The organism is Saccharopolyspora antimicrobica, assembly GCF_003635025.1.
Taxonomy (GTDB): domain Bacteria; phylum Actinomycetota; class Actinomycetes; order Mycobacteriales; family Pseudonocardiaceae; genus Saccharopolyspora; species Saccharopolyspora antimicrobica.
The window spans coordinates 4,529,847-4,556,159 of the sequence record NZ_RBXX01000002.1; the positions used below are offsets into that span (position 1 = coordinate 4,529,847).

20 protein-coding genes are annotated in these 26,313 nt (G+C 71.5%); 10 read left to right on the forward strand and 10 right to left on the reverse strand.

Features of this window, described 5'->3' with window-relative positions:
• Positions 1 to 66 precede the first annotated feature (66 nt).
• Positions 67 to 3,675 carry a DNA polymerase III subunit alpha gene (gene dnaE, locus ATL45_RS22035; RefSeq protein WP_093147866.1) on the forward strand — a complete coding sequence of 1,203 codons (3,609 nt, stop codon included), beginning with the start codon at positions 67 to 69 and terminating at the stop codon, positions 3,673 to 3,675.
• Between the two features lie 282 nt (positions 3,676 to 3,957).
• On the opposite strand, the gene ATL45_RS22040 is transcribed toward dnaE, so the two are convergent.
• A complete protein-coding gene (locus tag ATL45_RS22040) occupies positions 3,958 to 5,511 on the reverse strand; it encodes a multicopper oxidase family protein (RefSeq protein WP_093147869.1) in 1,554 nt (517 codons plus the stop codon).
• Entirely contained in the window at positions 5,508 to 5,930 is a 423-nt protein-coding gene (locus tag ATL45_RS22045) for a hypothetical protein (protein ID WP_093147872.1), read from the reverse strand. Before ATL45_RS22045 ends, ATL45_RS22040 begins: the two co-directional genes overlap by 4 nt.
• Positions 5,931 to 6,040: 110 nt before the next feature.
• Between ATL45_RS22045 and ATL45_RS22050 the strand changes: the two genes are divergently transcribed.
• Positions 6,041 to 6,925: a LysR family transcriptional regulator gene (locus ATL45_RS22050; RefSeq protein ID WP_093147875.1), complete on the forward strand. Its 885-nt coding sequence runs from the start codon at positions 6,041 to 6,043 to the stop codon at positions 6,923 to 6,925.
• Between the two features lie 4 nt (positions 6,926 to 6,929).
• On the opposite strand, the gene ATL45_RS22055 is transcribed toward ATL45_RS22050, so the two are convergent.
• A complete protein-coding gene (locus ATL45_RS22055) occupies positions 6,930 to 9,368 on the reverse strand; it encodes a beta-glucosidase H (protein ID WP_246025482.1) in 2,439 nt (812 codons plus the stop codon).
• 200 nt (positions 9,369 to 9,568) lie between these two features.
• Here ATL45_RS22055 and ATL45_RS22060 point away from each other — a divergent pair, with 200 nt between their 5' ends.
• Positions 9,569 to 10,795 (forward strand): cytochrome P450 family protein, encoded by a 1,227-nt coding sequence (locus ATL45_RS22060; RefSeq protein WP_093147883.1) that lies wholly within the window; start codon positions 9,569 to 9,571, stop codon positions 10,793 to 10,795.
• Between the two features lie 118 nt (positions 10,796 to 10,913).
• Here the strand turns inward: ATL45_RS22060 and ATL45_RS22065 are convergent, their stop codons facing one another.
• Positions 10,914 to 12,407, reverse strand: coding sequence for a potassium/proton antiporter (locus tag ATL45_RS22065; RefSeq protein WP_218150535.1), 1,494 nt, complete (start codon positions 12,405 to 12,407; stop codon positions 10,914 to 10,916).
• 295 nt (positions 12,408 to 12,702) lie between these two features.
• Between ATL45_RS22065 and ATL45_RS22070 the strand changes: the two genes are divergently transcribed.
• The 3 genes from ATL45_RS22070 (at position 12,703) to ATL45_RS22080 (ending at position 15,556) form a co-directional block, all read left to right on the forward strand.
• Positions 12,703 to 13,887 carry a sensor histidine kinase gene (locus ATL45_RS22070; protein WP_093147891.1) on the forward strand — a complete coding sequence of 395 codons (1,185 nt, stop codon included), beginning with the start codon at positions 12,703 to 12,705 and terminating at the stop codon, positions 13,885 to 13,887.
• Positions 13,884 to 14,531 carry a response regulator transcription factor gene (locus ATL45_RS22075; protein WP_093147894.1) on the forward strand — a complete coding sequence of 216 codons (648 nt, stop codon included), beginning with the start codon at positions 13,884 to 13,886 and terminating at the stop codon, positions 14,529 to 14,531. The genes ATL45_RS22070 and ATL45_RS22075 overlap by 4 nt, the downstream gene beginning before the upstream one ends.
• A 77-nt stretch (positions 14,532 to 14,608) precedes the next feature.
• A complete protein-coding gene (locus ATL45_RS22080; protein ID WP_093147897.1) occupies positions 14,609 to 15,556 on the forward strand; it encodes a hypothetical protein in 948 nt (315 codons plus the stop codon).
• A gap of 146 nt (positions 15,557 to 15,702) precedes the next feature.
• Here ATL45_RS22080 and ATL45_RS22085 read toward each other — a convergent pair whose 3' ends face one another.
• Positions 15,703 to 17,673, reverse strand: a complete 1,971-nt coding sequence (locus tag ATL45_RS22085) for an arabinofuranosyltransferase (protein WP_093149622.1) — start codon at positions 17,671 to 17,673, stop codon at positions 15,703 to 15,705.
• 239 nt (positions 17,674 to 17,912) lie between these two features.
• Between ATL45_RS22085 and ATL45_RS22090 the strand changes: the two genes are divergently transcribed.
• Positions 17,913 to 18,524 (forward strand): DUF2567 domain-containing protein, encoded by a 612-nt coding sequence (locus ATL45_RS22090; protein ID WP_093147902.1) that lies wholly within the window; start codon positions 17,913 to 17,915, stop codon positions 18,522 to 18,524.
• A gap of 64 nt (positions 18,525 to 18,588) precedes the next feature.
• Here the strand turns inward: ATL45_RS22090 and ATL45_RS22095 are convergent, their stop codons facing one another.
• From ATL45_RS22095 to ATL45_RS22110, 4 genes are all read right to left on the reverse strand, one after another.
• Complete coding sequence (locus ATL45_RS22095) at positions 18,589 to 19,587, reverse strand: DUF8017 domain-containing protein (RefSeq protein WP_093147906.1); 999 nt, start codon at positions 19,585 to 19,587, stop codon at positions 18,589 to 18,591.
• A 41-nt stretch (positions 19,588 to 19,628) separates the two neighbouring features.
• Complete coding sequence (locus ATL45_RS22100; RefSeq protein ID WP_093149626.1) at positions 19,629 to 20,300, reverse strand: LON peptidase substrate-binding domain-containing protein; 672 nt, start codon at positions 20,298 to 20,300, stop codon at positions 19,629 to 19,631.
• Between the two features lie 305 nt (positions 20,301 to 20,605).
• Positions 20,606 to 21,361: a hypothetical protein gene (locus ATL45_RS22105; protein WP_093147909.1), complete on the reverse strand. Its 756-nt coding sequence runs from the start codon at positions 21,359 to 21,361 to the stop codon at positions 20,606 to 20,608.
• A 21-nt stretch (positions 21,362 to 21,382) separates the two neighbouring features.
• Entirely contained in the window at positions 21,383 to 22,033 is a 651-nt protein-coding gene (locus ATL45_RS22110) for an NUDIX hydrolase (protein ID WP_093147913.1), read from the reverse strand.
• Positions 22,034 to 22,185: 152 nt separating this feature from the next.
• On the opposite strand from ATL45_RS22110, the gene nadA reads away from it, so the two are divergent.
• The 3 genes from nadA to nadC are packed head-to-tail and all read left to right on the forward strand — an operon-like array spanning position 22,186 to position 25,648.
• A complete protein-coding gene (gene nadA / locus ATL45_RS22115) occupies positions 22,186 to 23,202 on the forward strand; it encodes a quinolinate synthase NadA (RefSeq protein ID WP_093147918.1) in 1,017 nt (338 codons plus the stop codon).
• On the forward strand, positions 23,199 to 24,803 hold the full coding sequence (locus tag ATL45_RS22120) for an L-aspartate oxidase (RefSeq protein ID WP_093147921.1): 1,605 nt from the start codon (positions 23,199 to 23,201) through the stop codon (positions 24,801 to 24,803). Before nadA ends, ATL45_RS22120 begins: the two co-directional genes overlap by 4 nt.
• Entirely contained in the window at positions 24,800 to 25,648 is an 849-nt protein-coding gene (gene nadC, locus ATL45_RS22125; protein ID WP_093147923.1) for a carboxylating nicotinate-nucleotide diphosphorylase, read from the forward strand. The genes ATL45_RS22120 and nadC overlap by 4 nt, the downstream gene beginning before the upstream one ends.
• Positions 25,649 to 25,687: 39 nt before the next feature.
• Here the strand turns inward: nadC and ATL45_RS22130 are convergent, their stop codons facing one another.
• Positions 25,688 to 26,263, reverse strand: a complete 576-nt coding sequence (locus ATL45_RS22130) for a Uma2 family endonuclease (RefSeq protein WP_246025483.1) — start codon at positions 26,261 to 26,263, stop codon at positions 25,688 to 25,690.
• Between the last annotated feature and the right edge of the window lie 50 nt (positions 26,264 to 26,313).

Genomic DNA, 26,313 nt, shown 5'->3' on the forward strand with positions numbered 1-26,313 from the left:
GTCACACCGGGTGTGCGCGTTAGGCTGGCGACTCTCCCAGAAGCTGTCGCGAAGGAGGACTTCCCCGTGCCTGTCGACCCCTTCGTTCACCTGCACGTCCACACCGAGTTCTCGATGCTCGACGGTGCGGCCAAGCACGATGCGCTGTTCGCCGAGGTCGCTCGGCTGGAGCAGCCGGCGGTGGCGATGACCGACCACGGGAACATGTTCGGGGCGCACAGCTTCTACTCGAACGCCAAGAAGAGCGGGATCAAGCCGATCATCGGCATCGAGGCGTACCTGGCCCCGGAGAGCCGGTTCCACAAGAAGCCCGTTTTCTGGGGCGAGCGGGCCCGGACCGGCAAGCGGGAGCTGGACGAGTACGGCGAGAGCGGCGACGTGTCGGGCGCGGGTGCCTACACCCACATGACGATGCTCGCGAAGAACTCGACCGGGCTGCGCAACCTGTTCAAGCTGTCCTCGCTGGCGTCCATGGAGGGCTTCTTCCGCAAGCCGCGCATGGACAAGGAGCTGCTGGCCGAGCACTCCGAGGGGATCATCGCGACGAGCGGGTGCCTGGCGGGCGAGATCCTGACCCGGCTCCGGCTCGGGCAGAAGGACGAGGCGCTGCAGGCCGCCTCGGACTACAAGGACATCTTCGGGCCGGGGAACTTCTTCATCGAGGTCATGGACCACGGCATCCAGATGGAGCGCAACATCCGCGGCGAGCTGCTGGACCTGGCCAAGCAGCTAGACCTGCGCACGGTGGCGACCAACGACAGCCACTACGTCACCGCCGACCAGGCCGGGCACCACGACGCGCTGCTGTGCCTGCAGACCCGCTCGATGCTCGCCGACACCGACCGGTTCAAGTTCAACGGTGACGGCTACCACATCAAGTCCTCGGCCGAGATGCGCGAGTACTGGGACGCCGAGGTGCCCGGCGCGGCGGACAGCACGCTGCTGATCACCGAGATGGTCGAGGGCTACGAGGAGGCCTTCGCGGCGACCAACCGCATGCCGCAGGCCAAGATCCAGGCCGGTCGCACCGACGTCGAGGTGCTGCGCGACGAGGTCGAGGAGTTCATCCCGACCCGCTTCCCCGGCGACACCTTCACGCAGGAGTACCGCGACCAGCTCGAGTGGGAGCTCAAGGTCATCACGGAGAAGGGGTACAGCTCGTACTTCCTGGTCGTCGGCGACATGATCCGGTGGGCCAAGAACAACGGCATCCGGGTCGGGCCGGGTCGTGGTTCGGCGGCGGGTGCGCTGCTGTCGTACGTGCTGCACATCATCGACATCGACCCGCTGCAGCACGGGCTGCTGTTCGAGCGGTTCCTCAACCCCGAGCGCGACTCGCCGCCGGACATCGACATCGACTTCGACGAGCGTCAGCGCGAACGGGTCATCCAGTACGCGAAGGAGAAGTACGGCACCGAGTACTTCGCCAAGGTCATCACCTACGGCACCATTAAGACCAAGGCGGCGTTCAAGGACGCTGCCCGCGTGCACCTCGGGCAGGCCGGTTTCCAGCTCGCCGACCAGTTCAGCAAGGCGCTGCCTGCGCCGATCGCGGCGAAGGACATCCCGCTGTCCGGGATCGTCGACCCGCAGCACGAGCGCTACCAGGAAGCCGCCGAGGTCCGCACCCTGATCGAGAACGATCAGCAGATCGGCAAGATCTTCGACACCGCGCGCGGGCTGGAAGGCCTGATCCGCAACGCCGGTGTGCACGCGTGCGCGCACATCATCTCGCGCGAGCCGCTGCTCGACGTGCTCCCGCTGTGGAAGCGGGACGACGGCGAGATCATCACCGGCTGGGACGGCCCGCAGTGCGAGGCGGTCGGTCTGCTGAAGATCGATATCCTCGGGCTGGTCAACATGACCACCATCGACGACACCGTGCGGATGGTGAAGGCCAACCACGGCACGGAGATCGAACCGCTCGAGATCCCGCTCGACGACGTCAAGACGTACGAGATGCTGGGGCGCGGTGAGAGCCTGGGAGTGTTCCAGCTTGAAGGTGGGGGCATGCAGTCCCTGCTCAAGCGGATGATGCCGACCCGGTTCGGCGACATCGTCGCCTGCGTGGCGCTGTACCGGCCGGGCCCGATGGACGTCAACGCGCACCTCGACTACGCCGACCGCAAGAACGGCAAGAAGCCGGTGGAGCCGATCCACCCGGAGCTGGACGAGCCGCTCAAGGACATCCTCGGCGAGACCTACGGTCTGATCGTCTACCAAGAGCAGATCATGGCCATCGCCCAGAAGGTCGCCGGGTACACGCTCGGACAAGCGGACCTGCTGCGGCGTGCGATGGGCAAGAAGAAGAAAGAGGTGATGGACGAGCAGTTCGCCCGCTTCGAGGCCGGTATGAAGGAACGCGGCTACTCGAAGGAAGCCATCGACCAGCTCTGGGCGACGGTGCTGCCCTTCGCCGGGTACGCGTTCAACAAGTCCCACGCCGCCGCCTACGGCCTGGTCACGTACTGGACGGCCTACCTCAAGGCGCACTACCCGGCCGAGTACATGGCCGCGCTGCTCACCGCCAACGCCAACAACAAGGACAAGACCGCCATCTACCTGTCCGAGTGCCGCCGGATGAACATCCGGGTGCTGCCGCCGGACGTGAACGAGTCCGTCGTCGAGCACACCGCGGTCGACGGCCGGATCCGGTTCGGGATGGGCGCGATCCGCAACGTCGGCGCGAACGTGGTCGAGTCGATCGTCAAGACCCGCCAGGAGAAGGGCCGCTACACCTCCTTCCCCGACTTCCTCGACAAGGCCGAGATCACCGCGTGCAACAAGCGGGTCCTGGAATCGCTGATCAAGGCCGGTGCGTTCGACTCGCTCGGGCACACCCGGATGGCGCTGGTCCAGCACCACGAGGCCGCGGTCGACGCCGTGATCGGTCTCAAGCGGCAGGAGGCGATGGGCCAGTTCGACCTGTTCGGCGGAGCCGACGACTCCGGGCCCAGCGATGACACCTCGCCGCTCGCGCACCTGCAGTTCACCGACGAGGAGTGGCCGCGCAAGCAGCTGCTCGCCTACGAGCGGGAGATGCTCGGCCTGTACGTCTCGGCGCACCCGCTGGACGGCGCCGAGCGGCTGCTGGCGCCGTACCAGGACACCAGCATCGCCGCGCTCGTCGGCGGGGAGATCGGGCCCACCGGCTTCGGCAAGGACAAGGAGCAGCCCAAGATCGCCGGGATGATCTCGGGCATCCAGCGGCGCATCAACAAGAACGGCAAGCCGTGGGCGATCGTCACGCTGGAGGACTTCGACGCCAGCGTGGAGGTGCTGTTCTTCCCGCAGTCCTACGAGATGTTCGCCGACTGCCTGATCGAGGACAACGCGCTGGCGGTGAAGGGCCGGGTGAACGAGCGCGAGGGCGAGATCAGCGTCTTCGCCTCCGACGCGGTGCCGATCGACATCTCGGCCGCGGAGACCGACCCGGGCACCGACCCGGCGTTCGTGATCAAGGTTCCGGTGGGCCGGGTGGACCAGTCGCTGGTGGCGGAGCTGAAGCGGACCCTGCAAGCGCACTCGGGCACGACGCCGGTGCACCTCAAGCTGCAGAGCCCGCGCGGCGTGACCCGTCTGGCGCTGTCCAGCGACTACTTCGTCTCGACGGAGAACGGGCTACAGGGCGAGCTCAAGGGACTCCTCGGCGCGGGTTGCTTCGAGACCGTGTGAGGTTTCCAGGCTCGTTTTGCGTGGCGGTGCGGGTGGCGGAACCTCAGCGCCCGCCTGGACTGCGGATGCCCGGCCTTATGTATGACCAATACACGGCAGCCGGGCCGTCCTCGCCAGGCGGACACTGAGAACCCGCGGCGGTGCAAGCTGCGGGGGCGGGCTAAACGCCTCCGGCGTTTCAAAGACAAAGACCAAGACAGGTGCTCAGGCGCCGCAGCGGAGGTCACACGGGTGTGAGCGTTTCGGGGCGCTGTAGCACCCCGAAACGCTCACGGGTTTTGGTCACACGGTTTCGAAGGTGGCCATCATGCCCATGTCCTCGTGCTCGGCGTTGTGGCAGTGGAAGACGAAGCGGCCGCGGTAGTTCTCGAAGCGGGTGATGACCTCGACCGCCTCACCTGGCTCCAGGTCGACCGTGTCCTTCCAGCCCGCGTCGAGGGGGCGCGGTTCGCGGTTGCCCCGGGAGAGGACCTGGAAGTTGGCCAGGTGCAGGTGGATCGGGTGGTGCAGGTCCGCCACGAAGCGCCAGATCTCGACGTCGCCGAGGCGCGGCCGGGCCGCCACGTAGCCCGTGTCGAACGGCCTGCCGCCGATCAGCCAGCCCCGCCGGTCGCCGTGATGGCCGCTGCGGAAGCTGAAATCCCTGGTCACCACGGCCTGTTCGCGGCGCAGCGGTTCCACTTCGGACAGCCGGGCCGGGATGGCGGAGTCCTCGGGTGCGCGGCGGGCGACGCGGAACCGCATCACCTGCGCGGTCGGTCCGGTGCCGAGCCGGTTCACCAGGGTGACCTCGGTGCCCACCGGGTAGCGGCCGAAGTCGACGATCACGTCGTGGCGTTCCGCGGAGGCCGTCGTGATGCTCTCGTGGGCGATGGGTGAGCGCAGCAGACCGCCGTCCGAGCCGATCTGCACGAACGCCGGGCCGTCCGGCGGTGGCGGGTCCAGGGCGAGCTCGTAGCGCCGGGCGTTGGAGGCGTTGAGGACGCGCAGCCGGTGGCGGGTCGCGGACACCTCGTGCACCGGCCACGGCACGCCGTTGACGAGGACGACGTCGCCGAGCACGCCTGCCGCGTAGGTGTCGGTCACGCCGGGCGTGGTGGTCAGCGTCGGGTCCAGCGAGGGGTAGTCGAACGAGCCGTCCGCGGCGAAGGCCCGGTCGGTGATCAGCAGCGGGATCTCGCGGTCGCCGCGCGGGAGCGGGAGGGCGTCCTCCTCGTCGTCGCGGACGACGTGCAGCCCGGCCAGGCCCCGGTACACGGCCGGGCCGGTGAAGTCCATCCGGTGGTCGTGGTACCAGAGCAGCGCGGCGCGCTGGTCCAGCGGATAGGTGTAGTCGCGGGCGCCGGTGGTGATCACCGCCTGCGGGTCGTGCATGCCGTGGTGGCCGTGGGCCCAGCCGCGCGCCGGCAGGACCAGGTCGGTCGGGTAGCCGTCGGACTCGGGCGGGGTGTGGCCGCCGTGCAGGTGCGCCACCGTCGGTACCGGGAGCTCGTTGCGGTGGCGGACGATCGCGGTGCGGCCGCGCCGGGATTCGATGGTGGGCCCGGGGAAAACGCCTTCGTAGCCCCAGATCGGCGTGCGCAGGCCGGGCAGGATCTCCGCCGTCGCTTCGCGCGCGGTGATCTCGTAGCGGTCGGCATCGCCGTCCCGCGTGGCTGGTGCCAGCACGGGCGGGATCACCAGCGGGAGCTGGAACGGCGCGGGGAGCGGCACCGCGCTGCGCAGCACCGCGCCGGCCGAGGTTCGGCGGGGCAGCAGCTGCGGGCCGGCCAGGCTCGCCGCGAGCACGAGCCCGGCGCCGCCGGTCAGCCCGAGGAAGCGGCGGCGTCCCATCATCGCGCGACTCCCAGCGTGCTCGGCCGCCAGAGCGCCACCAGCGCGGTCGTGGTCAGGGCGATCAGCGCGACGCCGAGCGGGAAGTGCACGTCGAGCGCGCCGAACATCCCGGCGAAGTACTGCCCGGTCTCGCCGAGGAGGACCAGCCCGGTCACCGCGCTCGGCCAGCGCGCGCCGCCTCGCGCCCAGAGGAAGATCGCGGCTGCCAGCTGGGCCATGCAGAGGTAGTACACGACGTCCGCGCCCACGGCGTGGACGTGCAGCATGTCGTAGTCGCCGCTGAGGAGAACGCCCGCGAACACGGGTTGCCCGAAGATCGCGATCGCGTGCGCCGTGGCGATGGCGCGCAGCGCGATCAGCGCCGGACGTTCCTTGCTGCGGGCGGGTTTGGCCGGTGCGGCCGAAGTGGACGGTTCCATTGTCGCTTCCTGGAGATCTTTGTTCCCGATCGCGACGGTAGAGCCGGATTCCGATGCCTTCCAAGACCAATTCTGCGATGAACTCATGTCCTTGGAGGCATGATGGGTGCATGGATCTGCTGCCGCTGCGCTACTTCCAGGTCGTCGCGCGCCACGAGCACATCAGCCGGGCCGCCGTCGAGCTGCGGGTGTCCCAGCCGTCGCTGTCGCGCACCATCGCGCGGCTGGAGAAGGAGCTCGGCGTGCCGCTGTTCGACCGGCAGGGCCGCCAGATCCGGTTGAACAGCTACGGCGCGGCCTTCCTGGCGCGGGTCGACCGGGCGCTGAGAGAGCTGGACGACGGCAGGCAGGAACTCTCCGACACGGCCGGGCCGGTGCGCGGCAGCGTCGCGGTCGCCTCCGAGACGCTGCTGACGCTGGCCTCGTCGCTGCCCGGCTTCCGGACCAAGTACCCGGACGTCGACGTGCGGCTCTACCAGTCGTCGGGCGCGGTGATGCAGGAGCGGCTGCGGCGCGGCGAAGTGGACCTCGGCCTGGCCTCGCAGCGGATCGACGATCCGGCGCTGGAGACGGCCGAGGTGCTGCGCGACGAGGTGCTGCTGGCGGTGCCGACCGGCCATCCGCTGGCGTCGCGGACGAGCGCGCGGATCACCGACCTCGCCGGTGAACCGGTCGTCACGACCACCGGCGAGTTCTGGCTGCGGCAGCTGCTCGACCGGCTGTTCGCCGCCGCAGGGCAGTGCCCGAACATCGTCTGCGAGGGCAACGAGCTGGGGGCGACCGCGTTCCTGATCAGCATGGGCCTGGGCGTTGGCTTCGTGCCGGTGATGGCCGCCAGGTACGACCAGGCGGGAGTGACGTTCCTGCGGGTCGAAGCGCCGGACTGCTACCGCGTCCTGACCTTCGCCTGGCGCCGCGACGCCTATCTCTCGGTCGCGGCGCAGCGCTTCCGCGACCACACCACCGAATCGCTCCGCAGCGAAGCCCGGAACTGACCGGTCAGGCCGCGTCGACGGGGGTGTGCAGGCGCACGTCGTCGAGGCTGTGGCCGGTTTCCGCCGTGTAGGTGCCCGGGACCAGGCGCCAGCTGCCAGCGCTCTCGTCCCAGATCTCGGCCGCGCGGCGGGGCAGCACGACGGTGGCTTCGGCGGTCGCGCCGGGTTCTGCGGTCACGGAGGCGAAACCGGCGAGGCGGCGGGCGGGACGTTCGACGGAGTCCGCCTCCGGGACCGCGAGGTAGACCTGGACCACTTCGCGTCCGGCGCGGTCGCCGGTGTTGCGCACGCGCACGGTGAGCCGGGCCAGCTCGTCCGGCCCTTCCGGCGCGGTCAGCTCGGCTGATTCGTAGTGCCAGTCGGTGTACCCGAGGCCGTGGCCGAAGCAGTACGCCGGAGCGGTTCCGGCTCGCTGCCAGGCCCGGTAGCCGATGAAAACGCCTTCGTCGTAGTGCAGTTCGCCGTCGGTCGGGGCCACCCGGGTGACCGGTGCGTCCGCCAGTCGGGTCGGCCAGGTGGTGGGCAGCCGGCCGCCCGGTTCCTCGACGCCGAGCAGCACGTCGGCGAGCGCGGCACCGGCCTCCTGCCCGGGGAACCAGCTGAGCAGGATGGCCGCGACGTCGTCCCGCCACGGCATCTCCACCGGCGAACCCGAGTTGACCACCACCACGGTGTTCGGGTTCACCGCCGCCACCCGCCGCACCAGCTCGTCCTGCCTGCCGGGCAGCCGCAGGCTCGCGCGGTCGAAGCCCTCGCTCTCCACCCGGTCGGTCGTGGCGACCACGACGATCGCCGTCCCGGCTGCCCGCGCGGCGGCGACGGCCTCGTCGAGGAGTTCCTCGGCGTCGCGCCGCGGGCCGCGGTGGGCGAGGCCGACCGCGACCGAGTCCAGCGACGCGGTGATCTTGGGAACGACGTTGACCAGGCTGACCTCGACCGCCTCGCCCGCGGTGAGCTCGACCTCGGCACGCGGCACCGGGGCCTCGAAGAACACGTCGAACGGATCGCGGCCGTCCGCCGAGTGCTCGCCGCCGAAGACGACCGCACCGGCGACGGTGAGCTCGAACCCGCCCAGCCCCTTGGTGCCGAAGGTGTGCGGGCCGCTGTCCTGCGGCGTGAACGTGCCGGTGATCTCGACGCTGTGCAGCTCGTCGTAGCGCACGCCTTCGGGGAAGTCGCCGTGCCACTGCACCATCCCGTTGGGCAGCGTCTCCTCGCCGAGCACCCGGCCGTCCGCGTCGCGCACCACGGCCCGCAGGGCGAAACCCGTTCCGGCGGCGGTGAGTTCGTCGTTGATCTCGGTGCCGACGGCGAAGGTCACGTCGGGAAGTGCGGCGCGCAGCCCGTCGAGCGGCGACACGACGCGGTCGGGGAACACCTGGGCCGAACCGCCGCCGAGCACCCGGGCGTCCCGCGCTGCGCGGCCGATCACGGCGACGTCGGCCGACGGTTCGAGCGGCAGTGCGCGGTTCTCGTTGCGGACCAGGACGAAAGCCCGGTGGGCGATCTCCCGCGCGAGCGCGTGCCCGTCGATCCGGTCGGGTCGCTGCTCGGGCGGCACCGCCGCCGGTACGCCCTCCAGCGCGCCGACGCGGGCGGCCAGGCGCAGGACGTTGCGCACCGCGCCGTCCACAAGGGATTCCTCGACTTCGCCGGCGCGGACCGCCGCGGCCAGTGCCTCGCCGTAGACCGTGCGGGGGCCGGGCATGGCGATGTCCAGGCCGCCCCGGATGGCCCGCGCGGTGTGGCGGGCGGCGAACCAGTCGGAGACGATGCAGCCGTCGAAACCCCACTCGCCGCGCAGGACTTCGTTCTGCAGCCGGGCGTGCTCGGTCATCGTCGGGCCGTTCACCGAGTTGTAGGCGGCCATCACGCCCCACGGGCGGGCCTGCTTGACGATCGCCTCGAACGGAGCCAGGTAGAGCTCGCGCAGCGCCCGCTCACCGACGATGTTGTCGACCGTGAAGCGCTCGGTCTCCGCGTCGTTGGCGACGAAGTGCTTCACCGTGGTGCCGACGCCGCCCTCCTGCACGCCGCGCACGTAGCCGGTGCCGATCTCGCCGGTCAGGTGCGGATCTTCGGAGTAGCACTCGAAGTGCCGCCCGCCCAGCGGCGAGCGGTGCAGGTTCACCGTGGGCGCGAGCAGCACGTGCACGCCCTTGCGCTGCGCTTCCTGGGCGAGCAGGTGCCCGGCGCGCCGGGCCAGCTCCGGGTCCCAGGTGGCGGCCAGCGCGGTGGGGCTGGGCAGGGCGATGGAGGGGTCGCTCGCGCTCCAGCGCACGCCGCGCACGCCGATCGGCCCGTCGGACATCACCAGCGGTGCCAGGCCGATCTCGGGCAGCGCGGGCAACGACCACATGCCCTGGCCCGCGAGCAGCCGGGCCTTGGCGTCCAGGTCGAGTTCGGCGAGTGCCGCCGCGATTGCTGCGTCGTGGTCGACCACTTCGGGCTCCTCCGGTCGGTGGCCAGGGTCGGTCGGCTGCATCCTCACCGATCGGCCCGGCGAGCAATAGGGGTCGTTATGCGTTCGTTCCTGCGGCGGTGCGATCCCGCTGAGGGAGCTCTCAGCTCCGTGTGACAGGTCGTGGTGAACGGGGTTCACTGGAGCGCAGGGGTCATGACCGCCTAGTGCGAAGGAATCCGATGTCCACCACCGAGGCACACACCGAAGTTCCCGTCTTCGACGCCGCCTTCGTGCAAGACCTGCACTCGCGGTACGCCGAGATCCGCGACGCCACGCCGGTGCAGCGGATGGCCACCCCGCACGGCCTGCCGGTCTGGGTGATCACCCGCTACGAGGACGTCCGCGCTGCGCTGACCGATCCCCGGCTGCGCAAGGAGGTCACCCGCATCCAGGAGGTGATCGCGGCCAACCTGCTGCCGGACTCCGGCGGCCGCGAGTTCGAGGACTCGCTGGCCTCGCACATGCTCAACATGGACCCGCCGGACCACACCCGGCTGCGCAAGCTGGTGGTCAAGGCCTTCACCAGCCGCCGGGTGGAGGCGCTGCGCCCGCGCGTCGAGGAGATCACCGAGCGGCTGCTCGACGACATGGCGGACCGGTCCGAAGTGGACCTGCTGGACTCCTTCGCGTTCCCGCTGCCGATCCAGGTCATCTCCGAGCTGCTCGGCGTCGACGAGAGCCGCCGGGACGCCTTCCGCGCCTGGACGAACGTGCTGCTGGACGCCTCCGACCGCGAGGCGGCGGGGGCCGCGGCGGCGGAGATGGCGCAGTACCTCGCCGAACTCATCGAGATCAAGCGCCGCGAACCCGGCGACGACCTGGTCACCGCGCTGGTCGACGCCACCGAGGACCAGGACCGGCTCAGCGACAAGGAACTGATCGCGATGGTGTTCCTGCTGCTGGTGGCGGGGCACGAGACGACGGTCAACCTGATCGGCAACGGGGTGCTGCACCTGCTGCGCCACCCCGACCAGTGGGCCGCGCTGCGGGCCGATCCGGAGCTGGTGACCGGCGCGGTGGAGGAGATGCTGCGCTTCGACGGGCCGGTGATGCACGGGACCTTCCGGTTCACCGCCGAGCCGATGACGATCGGCGGCGTGGAGATCCCGGCCGGGCAGATCGTCTGGGTCGGGCTGGCCGCGGCCAACCGCGACCCGGAGCAGTTCCCCGAGCCGGACCGGTTCGACATCACCCGCGACGCGCACGGGCACGTGGCCTTCGGCCACGGCATCCACTTCTGCCTGGGCGCGCAGCTGGCCCGCCTGGAGGCGCACACCGCGCTGCGCGGCCTCATCCAGCGGTTCCCGAACCTCACTGCGGCGGGACCGCTGGACGACGTGCAGTGGCGCTTCAGCACCCTGATCCACGGCTTGCGCGCCTTCCCGGTCCACCCGGCCGGGCGCTGAGGTTCCGTTTCCGCTGGTGGCGGCCCGTGAGTGTTTTGAGAGGTCATGACATCACAAAACACTCACGGGACCTGAACAGCGGAAACGGAACCGATAGCGGTCCCGTGCTGCGGGGAGGTCAGTCCGGGTCGCCGCGTTCGCCGAACCAGCGCGCGAGCTTGCCGCGGCGGCTCACGGCGCGCAGGCGGCGCTCCGCGGCCGCCCGGTGCTCGACGGTGGTGACGACGAGCAGTTCGTCGCCGATCTCCAGGTAGGTGTCCGGCATCGGGACGAAGGCGCGGCCGCGCCGCACGACCAGCGGGATCACCGCCGGTTCGGGCAACCGCAGCTCGACCACCGTCGTGTGGTGCAGCCGCGATCCCGGCGGCACGGTCATCGTCAGCAGCTCGGCGCCGACGACGTTGAGCGGCACCGAATCGACCTGGATCTCCCGGGTGGCTTCGCGCGGGATGATGCCCAGCAGCCTGGCCAGCGGGCGCAGGCTGGGCCCCTGCACCAGGGTGAACACCACCACCAGCACGAACACGATGTCCAGCACCCGGTCGCTGCCCGGCACGCCCCGCACGATCGGGAAGGTCGCCAGCACGATGGGCACCGCGCCGCGCAGACCCGCCCAGGACAGGAACACCTGTTCCCGCCACGGGACGCCGAAGCCCAGCAGCGGCAGCACGACCGCCAGCGGCCGGGCCACCAGCAGCAGCACCAGCCCGATGACGAGCGCGGGCAGCACCTCGCCGGGCAGCTCGCTCGGCGTGACCAGCAGGCCGAGCAGCACGAACAGCCCGATCTGCGCCAGCCAGCCGAGCCCCTCGGCGAACGAGCGCGTCGCCGAGCGGTGCGGCAGCCGGCCGGTGTTGCCCAGGGCCAGGCCCGCCAGGTAGGCGGCGAGGAACCCGCTGGCGTGCGCGGCGCCACCGGCGGCGAAGGCGATCACGCCGAGCCCGAAGGTGGCCACCGGGTACAGCCCGGCGGCGGGCAGCGCCAGCCTCGGCAGCACCCGCGCGCCGCCCCAGCCGATCGCCAGCCCGATCACCGCGCCGACCGCCAGCTGGTAGACCAGGTTCAGCGCGATCTCCAGCGGCGCGATCTCCAGCGGGACGGTGCTGAACAGCAGGACCAGGATCACCGTCGGCGCGTCGTTGAAACCGGACTCCGCCTCCAGCAGCCCGGCGAGCCGCCGCGGCAGCGGCAGCACCCGCAGCACGGAGAACACCGCCGCCGCGTCGGTGGACGACACGATGGCGCCCACCAGCAGCGATAACTGCCAGTCGATGCCCAGCAGCAGGTGCGCGCCCAGGGCGGTGACCACCAGGCTGATGCCGACGCCCACCGTGGCCAGCAGCGCGGCGGGCGTGATCAGCCGTCTGATGTCGGACCACCGGGTGGCCAGCCCGCCCTCGACGAGGATGACCGCCAGCGCCGCGGTGCCCAGGCTCTGGACGATCTCGGTGTCGTGGAACTCGATGCCGAGCACGTCCTCGCCGAGCACCACGCCCAGACCGAGGTAGAGCAGCAGGCTGGGCAGCCCGAGCCGGGTGGCGAGCAGCGCGGCCACCGCGCCGGTGAGGAGCACGAGCCCGCCGACCAGCAGCACCAGGTACAACTGCTCCAGACTCATCGCACCCCCATCCGCCCGAGTGTTCCGGTGGACCCAGTTTCAACGAGTTCTTCCGGACTCACCTCGCGTGACGTGGCCGGGCCGCGGCACCGCGGGCGACCGCTTCCCCGTTCCGCGCGCACGGAGCGACGCGATTTCAATTGAAATCGGACGTCTGATTTCAATTGAAATCGCGGAAGTTCCCGGGGCGCCGACCGCCGGAGCGGAGTGCGGCCGGGAACCACAGTGGATCGCGGACCTCGTCCTCGAGGAGGAGGTCGGCGCGCCCGCGGGCGGATACGTTGGCGCAGTGCGGACTTCAACCACAGATCACCGGTTCCTCGTCGACGGCTCGGTGTCCGTGCTCTGCGGAGCGGTCGTCGGCGCGGCGTCGCTGACCACGGTGCGCGACGCGGACCCGGTCGTGGCGGCCGCGGTGATCGCGATCCTGGTCGGGCTCACCGGCTGCCTGGCCGTGCGCCGCATCCGGCCGACGGGAGCGTTCGTCGTCGGCTCGGCCCTGATGCTCGTGCTGGTCGCGCTGCCGAACCTCGGCGAGCAGGGCGTTCCGCCGATCCTGCTGCCGTTCTCGCTGATCCACCCCGTGCTGCTGTACGCGGTCGTCGCCTACACCGAGCGCTCCGCGCTGCCGGTCGCCTGCGGCCTGCTCGGCGCGGGGATCAGCGTGGTGCGCGGGGTGATCGGCTTCCCGTTCGACCCGCTGGGCACGGCCGGGGTGCTGGCGACCGCGGCGTTCGGATCGGTGCTCGCGGCCTGGGCGCTGGGCCGCTACCAGCGGATCCGGGTGGCCTACGTGCGGTCCCTGGAGGAGCGGGCGGCGCAGGCCGAGCTGCTGCGCGAGCAGCAGGTGCGCGAGGCCACCGCCGCCGAGCGCCGGCTGATCGCCCGCGAGATCCACGACGTGGCCGCGCACTCGCTGGCGGTCGTGCTGGCCCAGGCCGACACCGCCCGGTTGGTCTTCGACCGCGATCCGGAGAAGGCGCGGGAGATGATCGGCACGGCGGTCGAGGTCGGGCGGCAGGCGATGGGGGAGCTGCGCAGCATGCTCGGCGTGCTGCGCACCGGCGACGAGCCCGGGCCCGCGGACGGCGACCTCACCGAGCTGGTCGAGACGTTCCGCCGCGCGGGCGCCGCCGTCGAGCTGGTCAGCAGCGGGACCGAGCGGGAGATCGACACCGCGCAGCGGCACGCCGTCTACCGGATCGTGCAGGAGTCGGTGACCAACGCGCTCAAGCACGTCGGGCCGGAGGTCACGTGCCGGGTGGTGCTGGACTGGGCGGCGGACCGGCTTACCGTGACGGTCTCGGACGACGGTCCGGGCACCTCGGCGGATCCGGCCGCGGGCGGTGGGTTCGGCATCGCGGGGATGGCCGAGCGGATGCGGCAGATCGGAGGCGATTTCGAAGTGCGCAGCGCACCTGGTGGCGGAACCGAGGTGCGGGCCGGGTTCGGCCTGCCGGGAGCACCGCGATGACGATCCGGGTGGTGGTCGCCGACGACCAGCAGCTCATCCGCTCGGCGCTGACCACCGTGCTGGGGCTGCACGACGACCTGACCTGCGTCGCCGAGGTCGCGACCGGGCGGGAGGCGCTGGCCGCGTGCCGGGCGCACCGGGTGGACGTGGTGCTGATGGACATCCGGATGCCGGACCTGGACGGCATCGCGGCCACCGAGCTGATCACCGCCGAGCTGCCGGGCACCCGGGTGCTGGTGCTCACCACCTTCGACCTGGACGAGAACCTGTTCGCCGCGCTGCGCGCCGGGGCCAGCGGTTTCCTGACCAAGGACACCCCGGGCGAGGAGGTCGTGGCGGCGGTGCGCACCGTCCACGAGGGCCATTCGATCGTCTCCCCGCGCGCCACCGGCAGCCTGCTGGAGCTGGCCCGCAGATCCGCGCCGCAGCCACCGGAACCGCCGTGGGGGGCGCTGACCGGGCGCGAGCGCGACGTGCTGGTGGAGCTGGCGCGCGGCTCCTCCAACGCCGAGATCGGTGCCACCCTGCACCTGGCGGAGACCACGGTGAAGACGCACGTGGGCAGCATCCTGCGCAAGCTCGGCGTCCGGGACCGCCTGCACGCGGTGATCTGGGCCTACGAGAACGGCGTGGTGCGGAGCTGATCTCCTCCTCGAGGAGGAGGTGATCGGTCCGTCGCGGAGGAGGTCCGGCACCGGGGTTCCCGGCGAGCATTGCGGCCATGACTGCAACCGAGGAACACCGTTTCTCCCGCTGGGCGGCGGGAACCGTCGGCCTGGCGCTGCTCGCGATCCCGCTGGTGTGCTGGGCCGTGGGTGCGCCCAACCCGCTGGCCGCACCGGGTACGAGCTCCGGGCGCACGCTGGCCTTCCTGCCGCAGCCGGCGGCACATCTGGTGATGATCGCGTGCGGCGCGCTCATCATCGCCGCCGCCGTGGTGCGCGGCGAACGGATCGGCACCGCGGTCCGGATCGCCGCGCTCGGCGCATTCGCGCTGCTGCTGGATTCCGGTGCGCTGGCGGCGATCGGCTACCTGCCGTTCATGGTCGTCTCGGCCGTGACCGGCCACGTCGACAAACTCGCCGCCTACCTCTCGGTGCCGCTGCTCATGCAGCTGGCCATGGCGGTGGCCGCCGCGAGTCTGCTGTGGACGGTGGTGGCCCGGCAGGCGCCAGGTGGGGCCGTGGCCCACGAGCTGGCCCGGGCTCGCACCGCGCGGTGGACGAAGATCGCCATGATCGCGCCGCTGGTCTACGCGGCGACGCGTTTCCTGATGGTGCTGGACGTGCCGGGCTTCGCCGTGCCGATGGACGCGGTCGACAAGGGCGCCGGGCTCGGCCTGGCGGTGGCCGCGACCGGCGGGGCGGTGCTGACCTGGGGGCTGATCCGGCCGTGGGGCGAGCGCTGGCCGCGCTGGATGCCGCGCGTCGCGGGCCGCGAGGTGCCGGTCAACTTCCCCGTGGTGGCCGCGCTGTCGGTGTCGGTGCTGGTGATGACGGCGGCCAAGGAGATCCTGAGCATCGCCGCCGTTCCGGGTTCGGCGCTCTCGGCGGCCCCGATGGCCTGGCTGCCGATGTTGCTCTGGCCGCTGTGGTCGGTCGCACTGGCCCTGGCCGCCCTGAACTACCGGGCCCGCCGCACCACGACCCCGCAGCCCGCGGCGGTGTAGCGGAGCGCAGGCACTGCTCTCGGCTCCGTTTCACCTGCTCAGGTCCCGTGAGTACTTTCTGGCGCTATAGCAGCACAAAGCACTCACGGGTCTCTACCAGCGGAAACGGAGCCGTGGAGGTGCTGACTCCGCGTGGAACCGCAGGCTCAGCGCCGGGCGATCACCGTGTACGGGCCAACCTCGCGCTGGACGAACTCGGGCGAGTCGAACACCGCGGGGTCGAAGTACACGTCGTAGTCGCGGACGTTCGGCAGCTGCGGGAAGGCGTCGCCCTTGAGCTGCAGCACCAGCTTGCCCTCCTCGCCCTCCGGCAGCTCCACGTCCGAGTGCGGGCTCGCCGGGTTGGACAGGATGAACACGTTCGGCGTGCGGAACTCGCTGCCGCGGAGCATGCCGAGGAACTCCTCGCTGGTCCTGGCGCTCGCCCAGCGGTGGATCTCGGCGGCCCGCTCGTCGTAGTCGCCGAGCGGGTTTGCGTAGTGCGGCGTCTCCTGCTGGAAGCCCCAGTAGGGCTTGAACGACATCAGCTTGTAGTCGGTGCTCAGCAGCAGGTTCTGCTCCGGCGCGCGGCCGGTCAGCTCGGCGACCGCGCGGACCTCCTCGTCGGTCCACGAACCGAGCTCGTCCGGGTCGCGCTGGCCCATCGCGTTGTCGCCGGTGGGGTAGTAGTCCTGGTAGGCGGCCTTCACCGAGTCCTGCAGCGCGACCCCGATCGCGCCCTGGTTGATGGTGATCGCGCCGAGCATCCCGAGCGCGCAGGCGACCATGCTGATCTGCAGCGCGTGCCGGGCGTCGAACCTGCGCCGCAGGTAGCCGATGAGCTCCAGCAGGCCGAACACCCCGGCCACGGCCAGCACCACGTCGAGGATCACGTTCAGCCGGAACGCCAGCAGCGTGGTCTTGGCGATCAGCGCCAGCGTCGAGAGCACGAACCAGCAGTAGACCGCGATGACGATGGTGAGCATCGACGCCGCGACCTCGTTGCGGCGGCAGCGCACCAGCAGCCACACCAGACCCGCCAGGCACAGCACGCCGAAGGCGGTGCCCTGCATCATCGGCACCGGCAGGAAGGCGCCGTCCTCGGGCAGGTAGTGCAGCGCCACGCTGCGCGGGTTGTTCAGCAGGAAGCTGGTGGCCAGCAGGTAGGGCAGCCAGCCGACGAGCGCGATGACCAGGCTGACCAGCCCGATCGGCAGCAGCCGCAGGAACAGCTGCCGCACCGTCGGCCACAGCCGCTGTCCCTGGTGCACCCGGAACGCGCCGATGAGCACCGCCATCGTCACGATCATCAGCACCGCGAAGCCGAAGTGCAGGGTGTAGGTGATCGAGGCGAATCCGACGTAGACGCCGATGCACACCAGCGTCCACCGGGGAGCGTCGCCGCGTCGCCGCAGCGCGTGCCAGGCCAGCACCGCCACCGGCGCCAGCCACGCCGCCGACGGCCAGGCGTAGGGCTCTTCGACGCCGTGCAGCATCCCGGCCAGCGCGGTCGCGATCGCGGCCAGCAGCGCGATGCGGCGGCGCACCACCACGCTCCACAGCGTGAACGCCACCACGGTGCTCACCGCGACCCAGGTCAGCGCGTACGGCTTGTAGGCGGCCCAGCCCTCCCAGCCGAGGAGGTTGGCGAACCGGCCGCCCAGCCAGAACCAGCCGCCCGGGTAGTAGGGCGGGGTGTCGGCGTAGTTCATGTCGGCCAGGCCGGGCGTGCTGGCCATCCGCGTCATGTACTGCATGCGGAAGCCGTTGTCCACAGAGGACCCGCCGTAGTAGAACCTGGTGGCCTGCAGCGGGATGGCCAGTGCGAGCGTGCTGAACGCGCTCAGCGAGACCCAGGACCCGAACAGCCGCAGCCAGCGCGGCGAGCGGCGGTGGCCGAGCGCCAGCGCCAGGAACAGCACGGCCAGCACCACCCCGCTGCCCACCGCGGCGAGCGCCTCGGGGGCGAAGCTGGGTTCGCTGATGCTCAGGCGGGCGGCCGCGAACTGCAGCAGCATGCTCACCACGACGGCCACGACCGTGCCCAGCAGCAGCTCGGCGACGGTGTTGCGCAGCGGCAGGCGGACCGCTGAGTCCCGCCGCGGTTCGTCGATCGGGCTCGGTCCGGTCAACTTCATGCTCGGCAGGATTCCCGCCACTTCACGCGTCCTTCGGCGTAGCTGACATGGGGGCCCGCGCAGAATAGTTGATGTGCGCCGCGGACCCCGCCATCGGGTGATGCGGGCAGTGCGCGGCGTAGCGCTAGGGTGGCCGGAACGGCCGGTCGCCGTTGCCGGGCCGCGGGTTCAGCCGCGATCCGGTGCCCGGAGCAACCGCGGTCCGCATCGCGGTGCGACGCCACTGAGGAGGTCGGCGGGTGGCGGAGAGTCCCCACGAATTCCACGGCACTCGTGCCGTCCCGGAGCGGGTCGGGACCGAACTGGACCACCTGCTGCCCCCGCTCGCCGCCCCGCCGGTGCCGCGCGTCGTGGTGAAGGCCGACCTGCTGCCCGCGGTGAGCGCGGTGTCGTTGATCGCCCTGCTCGGGCTGCCCGCGGGCTGGGTGTGGTCCCGGCTGGCGCCGCCGCAGCAGAGCGTGCTCGGGCCGAACGGCTCGCTGACCCCGCTGCTGGTGGAGAGCTACCACGGCTTCGACGCGATCGCGGTCTTCGCGCTGCTGACCTTCGGCCTCGGGCTGCTCACGTCCTCCGTGCTCTGGTGGGTGCGCCGCCGTCGCGGCCCGGTGCTGCTGATCGCGGGTGCGCTCGGCTCGCTGGTGGCGTCCTGGCTCGGCGTGCAGATGGGCGTCTCGTTCGCCTCCGGGCTGTACCCGATGCCGCCGAACCCGCAGCTGGGCGACCTGATCACGGTGGCGCCCGAGATCGGCACGAACTGGGTCCTGCTGGCGCAACCGCTCGCGGTCGCCCTCGGCTACGGCCTCGCGGCCTCTTGGAACGGCCTGGACGACCTCGGTCGTCGCCTGCCCTGATCTCAAGCGAAAAGCGCGCCCCGGATCCGCTGAGGACCGGGGCGCGCTTTTCGCGAGCCGGACGTCAGGGCGCGGCGCGCAGCGAACCGGTCAGCTTGTTGAGGTCTTCCTGGCTCAGCGCGCCTTCGACGCCCTGGTCGGCGGTGGCCATCATGACCACCGAGCTCTGCCCGTCGCTGTTCGTCGCCACCACGCTGGTCAGCGCGGTGGCCGCGTCGCACGCGCCCGGCTTGGGCAGCGTGATGCGCGCGGTGACGCGGACAGCGGGGACGTTGCCGGGGAGCTGGATGTGCTCCGGAGCGCCGGTTTCGACGATCGGCGCGACGCCGTCGCGGCTGTGGGCGTACTGGACGAGCTTCGCCAGCGTCTCGTTGGCCACCGTGGTGTCGTCCGGGCCCTTGCGGGCGCTCACGCCCGAGGTCGCGCGGTAGCTGCCGGGATCACCGGGGCAGAACCCGATCATGTAGTCGGCGACGCCGGTCATCGTCACCGGGTCGTCCGGCGGGCCGTAGGCCTGGATGTTCTCCGGATCGGGGTCCAGCTCCCACCCGGCCAGCGGCACGTCGTAGAGCGCGGTGCGCTTGGGCACCCGCACCACCTGCCAGCCCGGGACCACCGGCTGCAGGTCCGGGTTGGCCGCGCTCGGCGGCGCGGTGGTGGCCTGGGTGGGGGTGCTCTTGGTGGTGGTCGGGCTCTGCGGCGGTGTCGGTGAGGCCTGCTGGCCGCTGGGCACCAGCAGCACGACGGCCGTGGTGACGATGGCGATCAGCGCCACCGCGCCGAGCGCGATCGCGGTGATCAGCGGGCCCTTGCTCTTCTTCGGCGGCGTCGGGTAGCCGCCGGGCATGCCCGGGTATTGCGGCTGCTGGTATTGCGGCTGCTGGTACTGGGGCTGCTGGTACTGCTGGTACTGGGGCTGTTGCGGCTGGCCGTACGCGCCGAAGCCCTGGTACTGCTGAGCGTCGGGCTGCGGGTACTGAGCACCGCCCACCGGCTGACCGGTCAGCGGGTCGTACTGCTGACCGCTCTCGTGCGAACCCCAATGACCACCAGGTGACGACATGGGGTGATCCTAACCAGCCGACGAGCAGTGATCGCCCGAGGTCAGTTGACGCTCGTGCCTTGGGTGAACTCGGCCAGCGGTGCGGGTACGGCGCGCAGTTCGCGGAGGAACTCCGCTTCGCGCAGCAGCAGCCGGCGGATGTTGCGCAGCCGCACCAGCGGATCGGTCTCGGCCAGCAGGTCCTGCCGGTCCTCCACGGTCAGCACGCAGTCGTCGGCCAGCAGGTAGGAGAGCTCCGCGGCGCCGGCGTCGGGCATTTCCCGGTTGCCGCCGCGCAGGCCGGTGGCGTGGTAGCGCTGGTGCGCCGCGCGGGCGGCGGTGGTCAGGTGCTCGCGGCGGGCCGGCGAGTCGTCGGGCGGTTCGACGTCGGGCAGCCACTGCACGTGCGCGATCAGGTAAGGCGCGGTGTCGCGGTCGATCTGCAGCAGCCGGAACCGGCGCTCGCCCGCGGCGCTGACGTCGTAGCGGTCGCCGGGCAGTGCGCGGACCTGGTCCAGCAGGGCGGAGCACCCGACGTCGTACATCGAGTCCACGTTGTCCTCGCCGACTTCCCAGCCCTGTCTGATGGCGACCACGCCGAACCTGCGGTCCGGCAACGACTCGCCGACGAGATCCTCGACCAGCTGCCGGTAGCGCGGCTCGAAGACGTGCAGCGGCAGGTGACCGCCCGGCAGGAGCACCGAGCTCAGCGGGAACAGCGGCAAGACGTCCAACACGCCACCAACCTACTTGCCGGGTGAAGGATCGGCCCCGCGAATGCGACCACCGGTCAGGTCCTGGCGAAGAACCGGCGGGCCGATCGCGGCACCCACCGCGGAGATGCAGGTCTCGATCGCCCTGTTCACGGCGGCGAATACCGAGGGCAGGCTCAAGCAGCCCCGCGACGACGCGCACCGCGCTCTGCGGAGCCTGTGCCGGTGGATGGTCGAGCAGCTGGACAACGGCGTCGACCTGACCGCGAGCAGGGCCCGGACTGGGCGGTGCGCGTCCTCTCCCGCCGCCTCGACTCGCTGCGGGCCTAGGCCAGTTGTTCGGCGAAGTCCTCGCCGTAGCCGATGATCAGCAAGCGTCGTTCGGCGAGCAGCGCGGTCAGCTCGGCCCAGCAGGCGGAGCCGGATGCGCCGTAGAGGTGGACGAGGTCGGCGACGACGGCTCGCGCTGCCTCCGGCGTCGGCGCGCTCTCGCGGTCGAAGGCGAGCAGCTCGGCGCCGGTTCCGATGTGGCGGTAGCCGTGCGCCGCCATTCTCCGGACCACGGCGTGGTTCTGGAACGTGTCCCAGTCGCCGGTGAAGTAGCCGTTCGGGACGGCTGCCAGGGCGAGGTCGTCGCGGGCCACCGGTACCCGCTGGACGAGCACCACGTCGTCGAGCGCTTGATCCGGCTCGCGGTTCAGCTCGACCAGCGCCGCCGCGTCCTGCTCTCCGCCGACCCGCGAGCCGGGGAGCGCTTCCCACGCGATGCTCCCGGCGTCGAGGGCCGCGGCGATGTGCGCGGTGCGCGCGTTGTCGGCGCGATGCCTCGTGGCCGGGTCGTCGCTGTCATCGGTGTCGAACCAGAGCCGGTCGTCGAGCGAGGCGTGGCCGCTGGTGTACGCGCACTGGTCGACGTCGTCGAGGGTGCAGAGGATCCGCGCCGGAGCGTGCGCGGCGCGCAGCTCGTCCAGGGCGACGAGGACTTCGGCGAACGTCTCGACGCCGTCGAGCCGGGCCACCGTGTTGGAGTTCAGCCGCCCCTGCAGCGCCGGTTCCAGGAGGTCGAAGCGGGTCACCTGCATTGCCGGAATCTTGCCAGAGGCCTAGCTCGGCGGGCGGAAGACGGCGAAGGGGTCGGTGACCTGGAGGTCGCGGCTGGTGAAGCGGAACAGCGCGGGCGGCCGGCCGCCCGCTGGGCCGGCCGGCAGCGTGCGGCCGGTGGGTTCCAGCGCGCCGCGGCGGGTGAGGACGCGCTGGAGGTTGGTCGGCGCGACCTGGTAGCCCAGCGCCGCGGAGTAGATGCCGCGCAGCTCGGAGACGGTGAACTCGGCGGGGGCCAGTGCGAAGCCGATGTTGGTGTAGGACAGCTTGGCGCGCAGCCGGTCCCGGGCGGCCAGCACGATCTGCTCGTGGTCGAAGGCCGTCGGCGGCAGCGCTTCGACCGGGTGCCAGCGGGTGTCGGCGGGGACTTCGGGATCGACGTCGGAGGGCACCAGGCCGAGGAACGCGGTGGCCACCACGCGGCGGTCGGGCACCCGGTGCGGGGCGCTGAACACCGAGAGCTGCTCGACGTGGGAGAGCTTGTGCACGTCGACCTTCTCGGCCAGCTGGCGGCGGATCGAGGTCTCCACGTCCTCGGTGGCCGCCAGCCGCCCGCCGGGCAGTGACCACCGGTGCACGTCCGGTTCCCGCGCGCGCTGCCAGAGCATCACCTGCAGCTGGTCGTCGCGCACCTGCAGGACTCCGGCGAGCACTTCGTGACCAGCATCGCTCTCGTTCGGGTGACCTGCGGTGTTAGGATGTGGCACGTTTTCGATTCTAAGGCGAAAACCTCGGAGCGGTTGATCCGGGGTGTGGAACGGACCTCCCTGGCCAGCCGACCGGGGGATCCGGCGAGGAGGACGACATGGCCGCTACTGCCACCTGGGAGCGGACCGACGCCGGTTACACGGGAGTGCAGGCCGACGCCGACTGGGCCCGCGAGATCCGCGCGCTGGCCGACGAACGGGACGCGGTGCTGCTGGCGCACAACTACCAGCTGCCCGAGATCCAGGACGTCGCCGACCACACCGGTGACTCGCTGGCGCTGAGCCGCATCGCGGCCAGCAGCAGCGCGAGCACGATCGTCTTCTGCGGCGTGCACTTCATGGCCGAGACCGCCAAGATCCTCGGCCCGGAGAAGACGGTGCTCATCCCGGACGCCCGCGCCGGCTGCTCGCTGGCCGACTCGATCACCGCGGAGCAGCTGCGCGCCTGGAAGGCCGAGCACCCGGGCGCGGTCGTGGTGTCCTACGTCAACACCACCGCCGAGGTGAAGGCCGAGACCGACATCTGCTGCACCTCCTCCAACGCGGTCGACGTGGTGCGCTCCGTCCCGGCCGACCGCGAGGTGCTGTTCTGCCCGGACCAGTTCCTCGGCGCGCACGTCAAGCGCGAGACCGGCCGGGACAACCTGCACATCTGGGCCGGTGAGTGCCACGTGCACGCGGGCATCAACGGCCCGGAGCTGGCCGAGCGCGCCGCGGCGAACCCGGACGCGGACCTGTTCATCCACCCGGAGTGCGGCTGCGCGACCTCGGCGCTGTACCTGGCGGGGGAGGGCATCGTCGCCCCGGAACGGGTGAAGATCCTGTCCACCGGCGACATGCTGACCGCCGCGCGCGACACCGGTGCGCGGTCGGTGCTGGTCGCCACCGAGGTCGGCATGCTGCACCAGCTGCGCAAGGCCGCGCCGGAGATCGACTTCCGCGCGGTCAACGACCGGGCCTCCTGCCGCTACATGAAGATGATCACCCCGGCCGCGCTGCTGCGCTGCCTGCGCGAGGGCGCCGACGAGGTGCACGTGCCCACCGACGTCGCCGACCGCGCGCGGGCCTCGGTCGAGCGGATGATCGCCATCGGCAAGCCCGGAGGCGGCGAATGAGCTGGGAAGCGGGCGCCGACCTGCTCGTCGTCGGCACCGGCGTCGCGGGCATGACCGCGGCCCTGCGGGCCCGCGAGCTGGGCCTTCGGGTGCTGGTGGTCAGCAAGGACTCGGTCGACGCAGGCAACACGAGCTGGGCGCAGGGCGGCATCGCCGTGGTCCGGCCCGACGAGCTCGACCCGGGCGACAGCCTGGCCAAGCACGTCGAGGACACGCTGACCGCGGGCGTCGGGCTGTGCTCGCGCCCGGCGGTGCGGGAGATCCTGGCCGGCGGCGCGGCGGCGATCGACCGGCTGCGCTCGACCGGTGCCCGCTTCGACGTCGGAACCGGCGGCGAGCTGGCGCGGGCCCGCGAGGGCGGGCACAGCGCGTTCCGCGTGATCCACGCGGGCGGCGACGCCACCGGCGCCGAGGTCCAGCGCGCGCTCGCCGAGGCGGTGCGCGGCGGCGGGATCCCAGTGCTGGAGCAGCACTGCGTGGTCGAGCTGCTGCGCGGCGAGGACGGCTCGATCGCCGGAGCGCTGGCGATGGACGGCGAGAGCAGGCCGGGAGTGCTGCGCGCACCTGCGGTGCTGCTGGCCACCGGCGGCCTCGGCCAGCTCTACTCGGCCACCACCAACCCCGCGGTGTCCACTGCGGACGGTGTGGCGCTCGCGCTGCGGGCCGGTGCCACCGTGGCGGACCTGGAGTTCGTGCAGTTCCACCCGACGGTGCTCTACACGCCGGGTGGTCCGCGCGGCCGCCGCCCGCTGATCACCGAGGCCGTGCGCGGCGAGGGCGCGGTCCTGGTCGACGTGCGCGGCCGCCGTGTGATGGCGGGGGAGCACCCGCTGGAGGACCTCGCGCCGCGCGACGTGGTGTCGGCGGCGATCAACCGCCGCGCCGCGGAAACCGGCTCGGAGCACGTGTTCCTGGACGCGACCGGCATCGGCGCGGGCTTCGCCGCCCGGTTCCCGACGGTGCACGCGGCGTGCCTGGCGGCCGGGATCGACCCGGTGCGCGAACCGATCCCGGTGGCCAGCGCCGCGCACTACTCGTGCGGCGGCGTGATGTCCAGTGTGGACGGCCGGACCTCGGTGTCCGGGCTATACGCGGCGGGCGAGGTGGCCTGCACCGGGTTGCACGGCGCGAACCGGCTGGCCTCCAACAGCCTGCTGGAAGGCCTCGTCGTCGGAGCGCGCGCGGCCGAGGCGGTGGCCAAGGACCTGTGCTGCGGCCTGCTGACCCGCAAGCCGGTCGGCGAGGTCAGCCCGCCCGCGCTCGCGGTGGTCGAGCGCGAGCTGCTGCAGACCACCATGAGCCGCCACGCGGGCATCGGGCGATCCGAAGAAGGGCTGGCCGCAGCCACGAAGGCGCTGGACGGCGCGGCGATCGTCCGTCCGCTGCGGACCAGGGAAGCGGTGGAGGACGCGTCGATGCTGATGGCCGCGCAGGCGCTGCTCGCCGCGGCCCGGCAGCGCGCCGAGTCCCGCGGCTGCCACCGCCGCTCGGACTTCCCGGACACCGACGACCTGCGCTGGCGGCGCAGCACGGTGTTCCGGCTGGACGCATCGGGCTGGCTCATCCACACCACGGCCGGGATTGCGAGGACGGCGGCATGACGATCGACATCGACGACGCGCGCGAGGTGGTCCGCACCGCGCTGGCCGAGGACCTGCGCTACGGCCCGGACGCGACCACGGTGGCGACGGTGCCCGCCGACGCGATCGCCGAAGCCGGTTTCAACACCCGCCGCGCCGGTGTGCTCGCGGGCCTGCCGGTGGTGCGGATGGTCCTCGACGAGGTGCTGGGCGCAGATGCCTACGCGGTGCTCTCCGAGCGCTCCGACGGCGACGCGCTGGCCCCGGGCGACTGCGCGCTGCGGGTGAAAGCCCCGGTCCGCGGCCTGCTCACGGCCGAGCGCACGGCGCTGAACCTGCTGTGCCACCTGTCCGGCATCGCCACCGCCACCGCGGCGTGGGTGGATGCGGTGGCGGGCACCGGCTGCCGCATCCGGGACAGCCGCAAGACGCTGCCCGGCCTGCGCGTGCTGCAGAAGTACGCGGTCCGCTGCGGTGGCGGCGTCAACCACCGGATGGGCCTGGGCGACGCGCTGCTGATCAAGGACAACCACGTGGTGGCGGCGGGCTCGGTGGTGGCCGCGGTGCGGGCCTGCCGCGCGCACGCGCCGGAGCTGCCGATGGAGGTCGAGGTCGGCACGCTGGACGAGCTCGACGCGGTGCTGGCCGAGGACGTGGCCCTGGTCCTGCTGGACAACTTCACCCCGGACCAGTGCGCGGAAGCGGTCCGCCGCGTCGCCGAGGTCTCCCCGCGCACGGAACTGGAAGCCTCCGGCGGCCTCACCCTCGAAGTGGCGGCGGAGTACGCGGAAACCGGAGTCCAGTACCTCGCGGTCGGCGGCCTGACCCACTCCTCCCCAGCCCTCGACCTCGGCCTCGACATGTGACCACCCGGTGCCGAAGAGGCCGCATCATGCGCGAGCCGTTTACAGCAGTGAGTCGAAGTCGATGGTGAGTTCTACGGGCGCGGACACTGACAGCTTGTCGGTGTCCGCGCCGAGAAGCGCGTAGAGCCGTGTCGTGGGATCCAGGCGGTAGCGGAACACGGTCAGGCACCGGTCGTCCTGAGCGTCGCTCTCGACACGCCAGAAGTGCTCGATGCCTGCGGCGGCATATTCGGCAGGCTTGTCGGTCTGATCAGCGGTAACAGACCCCGGTGACATCACCTCGACCACCAGTAGGCAGTGCTGCGGCCTGAGCAGCGCGTCGTCGGGCAGCGCGGAGTCGTAGACGACGACATCCGGGCGGCGGTTGAGCAGCGGGACGTCCCGAAGTCGAAGATCGACGTCCGTATCGACGGTCAGTTCGGGGGCAGCGGCCTGCTCCAGCTCACCCGCCAGTCGGCGAGCGATTCTCTGGTGAAGCCGACGGGGGGCGGGGGTCACGACGATGGCTCCATCGACAATCTCGATGTGACGGCACACTTCCTCGGGCAGCGCCTCGTAGTCCGCAGCGCTCAGCCCCTCGGGCGGCAAGGCCATCCAGTCGGGAAGTGCGGTCATTGTCGAGCCCCTTTCCCCACGATTACTGGACCAGCGTAGCCGCAATGACC

What these genes read in the sequence shown, in the direction of transcription:
- ATL45_RS22040 (WP_093147869.1), bottom strand. Translation starts at nt 5,511, where the DNA reads ATGATGGGACGCCGCCGCTTCCTCGGGCTGACCGGCGGCGCCGGGCTC.
- ATL45_RS22045 (WP_093147872.1), bottom strand. Translation starts at nt 5,930, where the DNA reads ATGGAACCGTCCACTTCGGCCGCACCGGCCAAACCCGCCCGCAGCAAG.
- ATL45_RS22050 (WP_093147875.1), top strand. Translation starts at nt 6,041, where the DNA reads ATGGATCTGCTGCCGCTGCGCTACTTCCAGGTCGTCGCGCGCCACGAG.
- ATL45_RS22060 (WP_093147883.1), top strand. Translation starts at nt 9,569, where the DNA reads ATGTCCACCACCGAGGCACACACCGAAGTTCCCGTCTTCGACGCCGCC.
- ATL45_RS22075 (WP_093147894.1), top strand. Translation starts at nt 13,884, where the DNA reads ATGACGATCCGGGTGGTGGTCGCCGACGACCAGCAGCTCATCCGCTCG.
- ATL45_RS22080 (WP_093147897.1), top strand. Translation starts at nt 14,609, where the DNA reads ATGACTGCAACCGAGGAACACCGTTTCTCCCGCTGGGCGGCGGGAACC.
- ATL45_RS22085 (WP_093149622.1), bottom strand. Translation starts at nt 17,673, where the DNA reads ATGAAGTTGACCGGACCGAGCCCGATCGACGAACCGCGGCGGGACTCA.
- ATL45_RS22095 (WP_093147906.1), bottom strand. Translation starts at nt 19,587, where the DNA reads ATGTCGTCACCTGGTGGTCATTGGGGTTCGCACGAGAGCGGTCAGCAG.
- ATL45_RS22105 (WP_093147909.1), bottom strand. Translation starts at nt 21,361, where the DNA reads ATGCAGGTGACCCGCTTCGACCTCCTGGAACCGGCGCTGCAGGGGCGG.
- nadA (WP_093147918.1), top strand. Translation starts at nt 22,186, where the DNA reads ATGGCCGCTACTGCCACCTGGGAGCGGACCGACGCCGGTTACACGGGA.
- ATL45_RS22120 (WP_093147921.1), top strand. Translation starts at nt 23,199, where the DNA reads ATGAGCTGGGAAGCGGGCGCCGACCTGCTCGTCGTCGGCACCGGCGTC.
- nadC (WP_093147923.1), top strand. Translation starts at nt 24,800, where the DNA reads ATGACGATCGACATCGACGACGCGCGCGAGGTGGTCCGCACCGCGCTG.
- ATL45_RS22130 (WP_246025483.1), bottom strand. Translation starts at nt 26,263, where the DNA reads ATGACCGCACTTCCCGACTGGATGGCCTTGCCGCCCGAGGGGCTGAGC.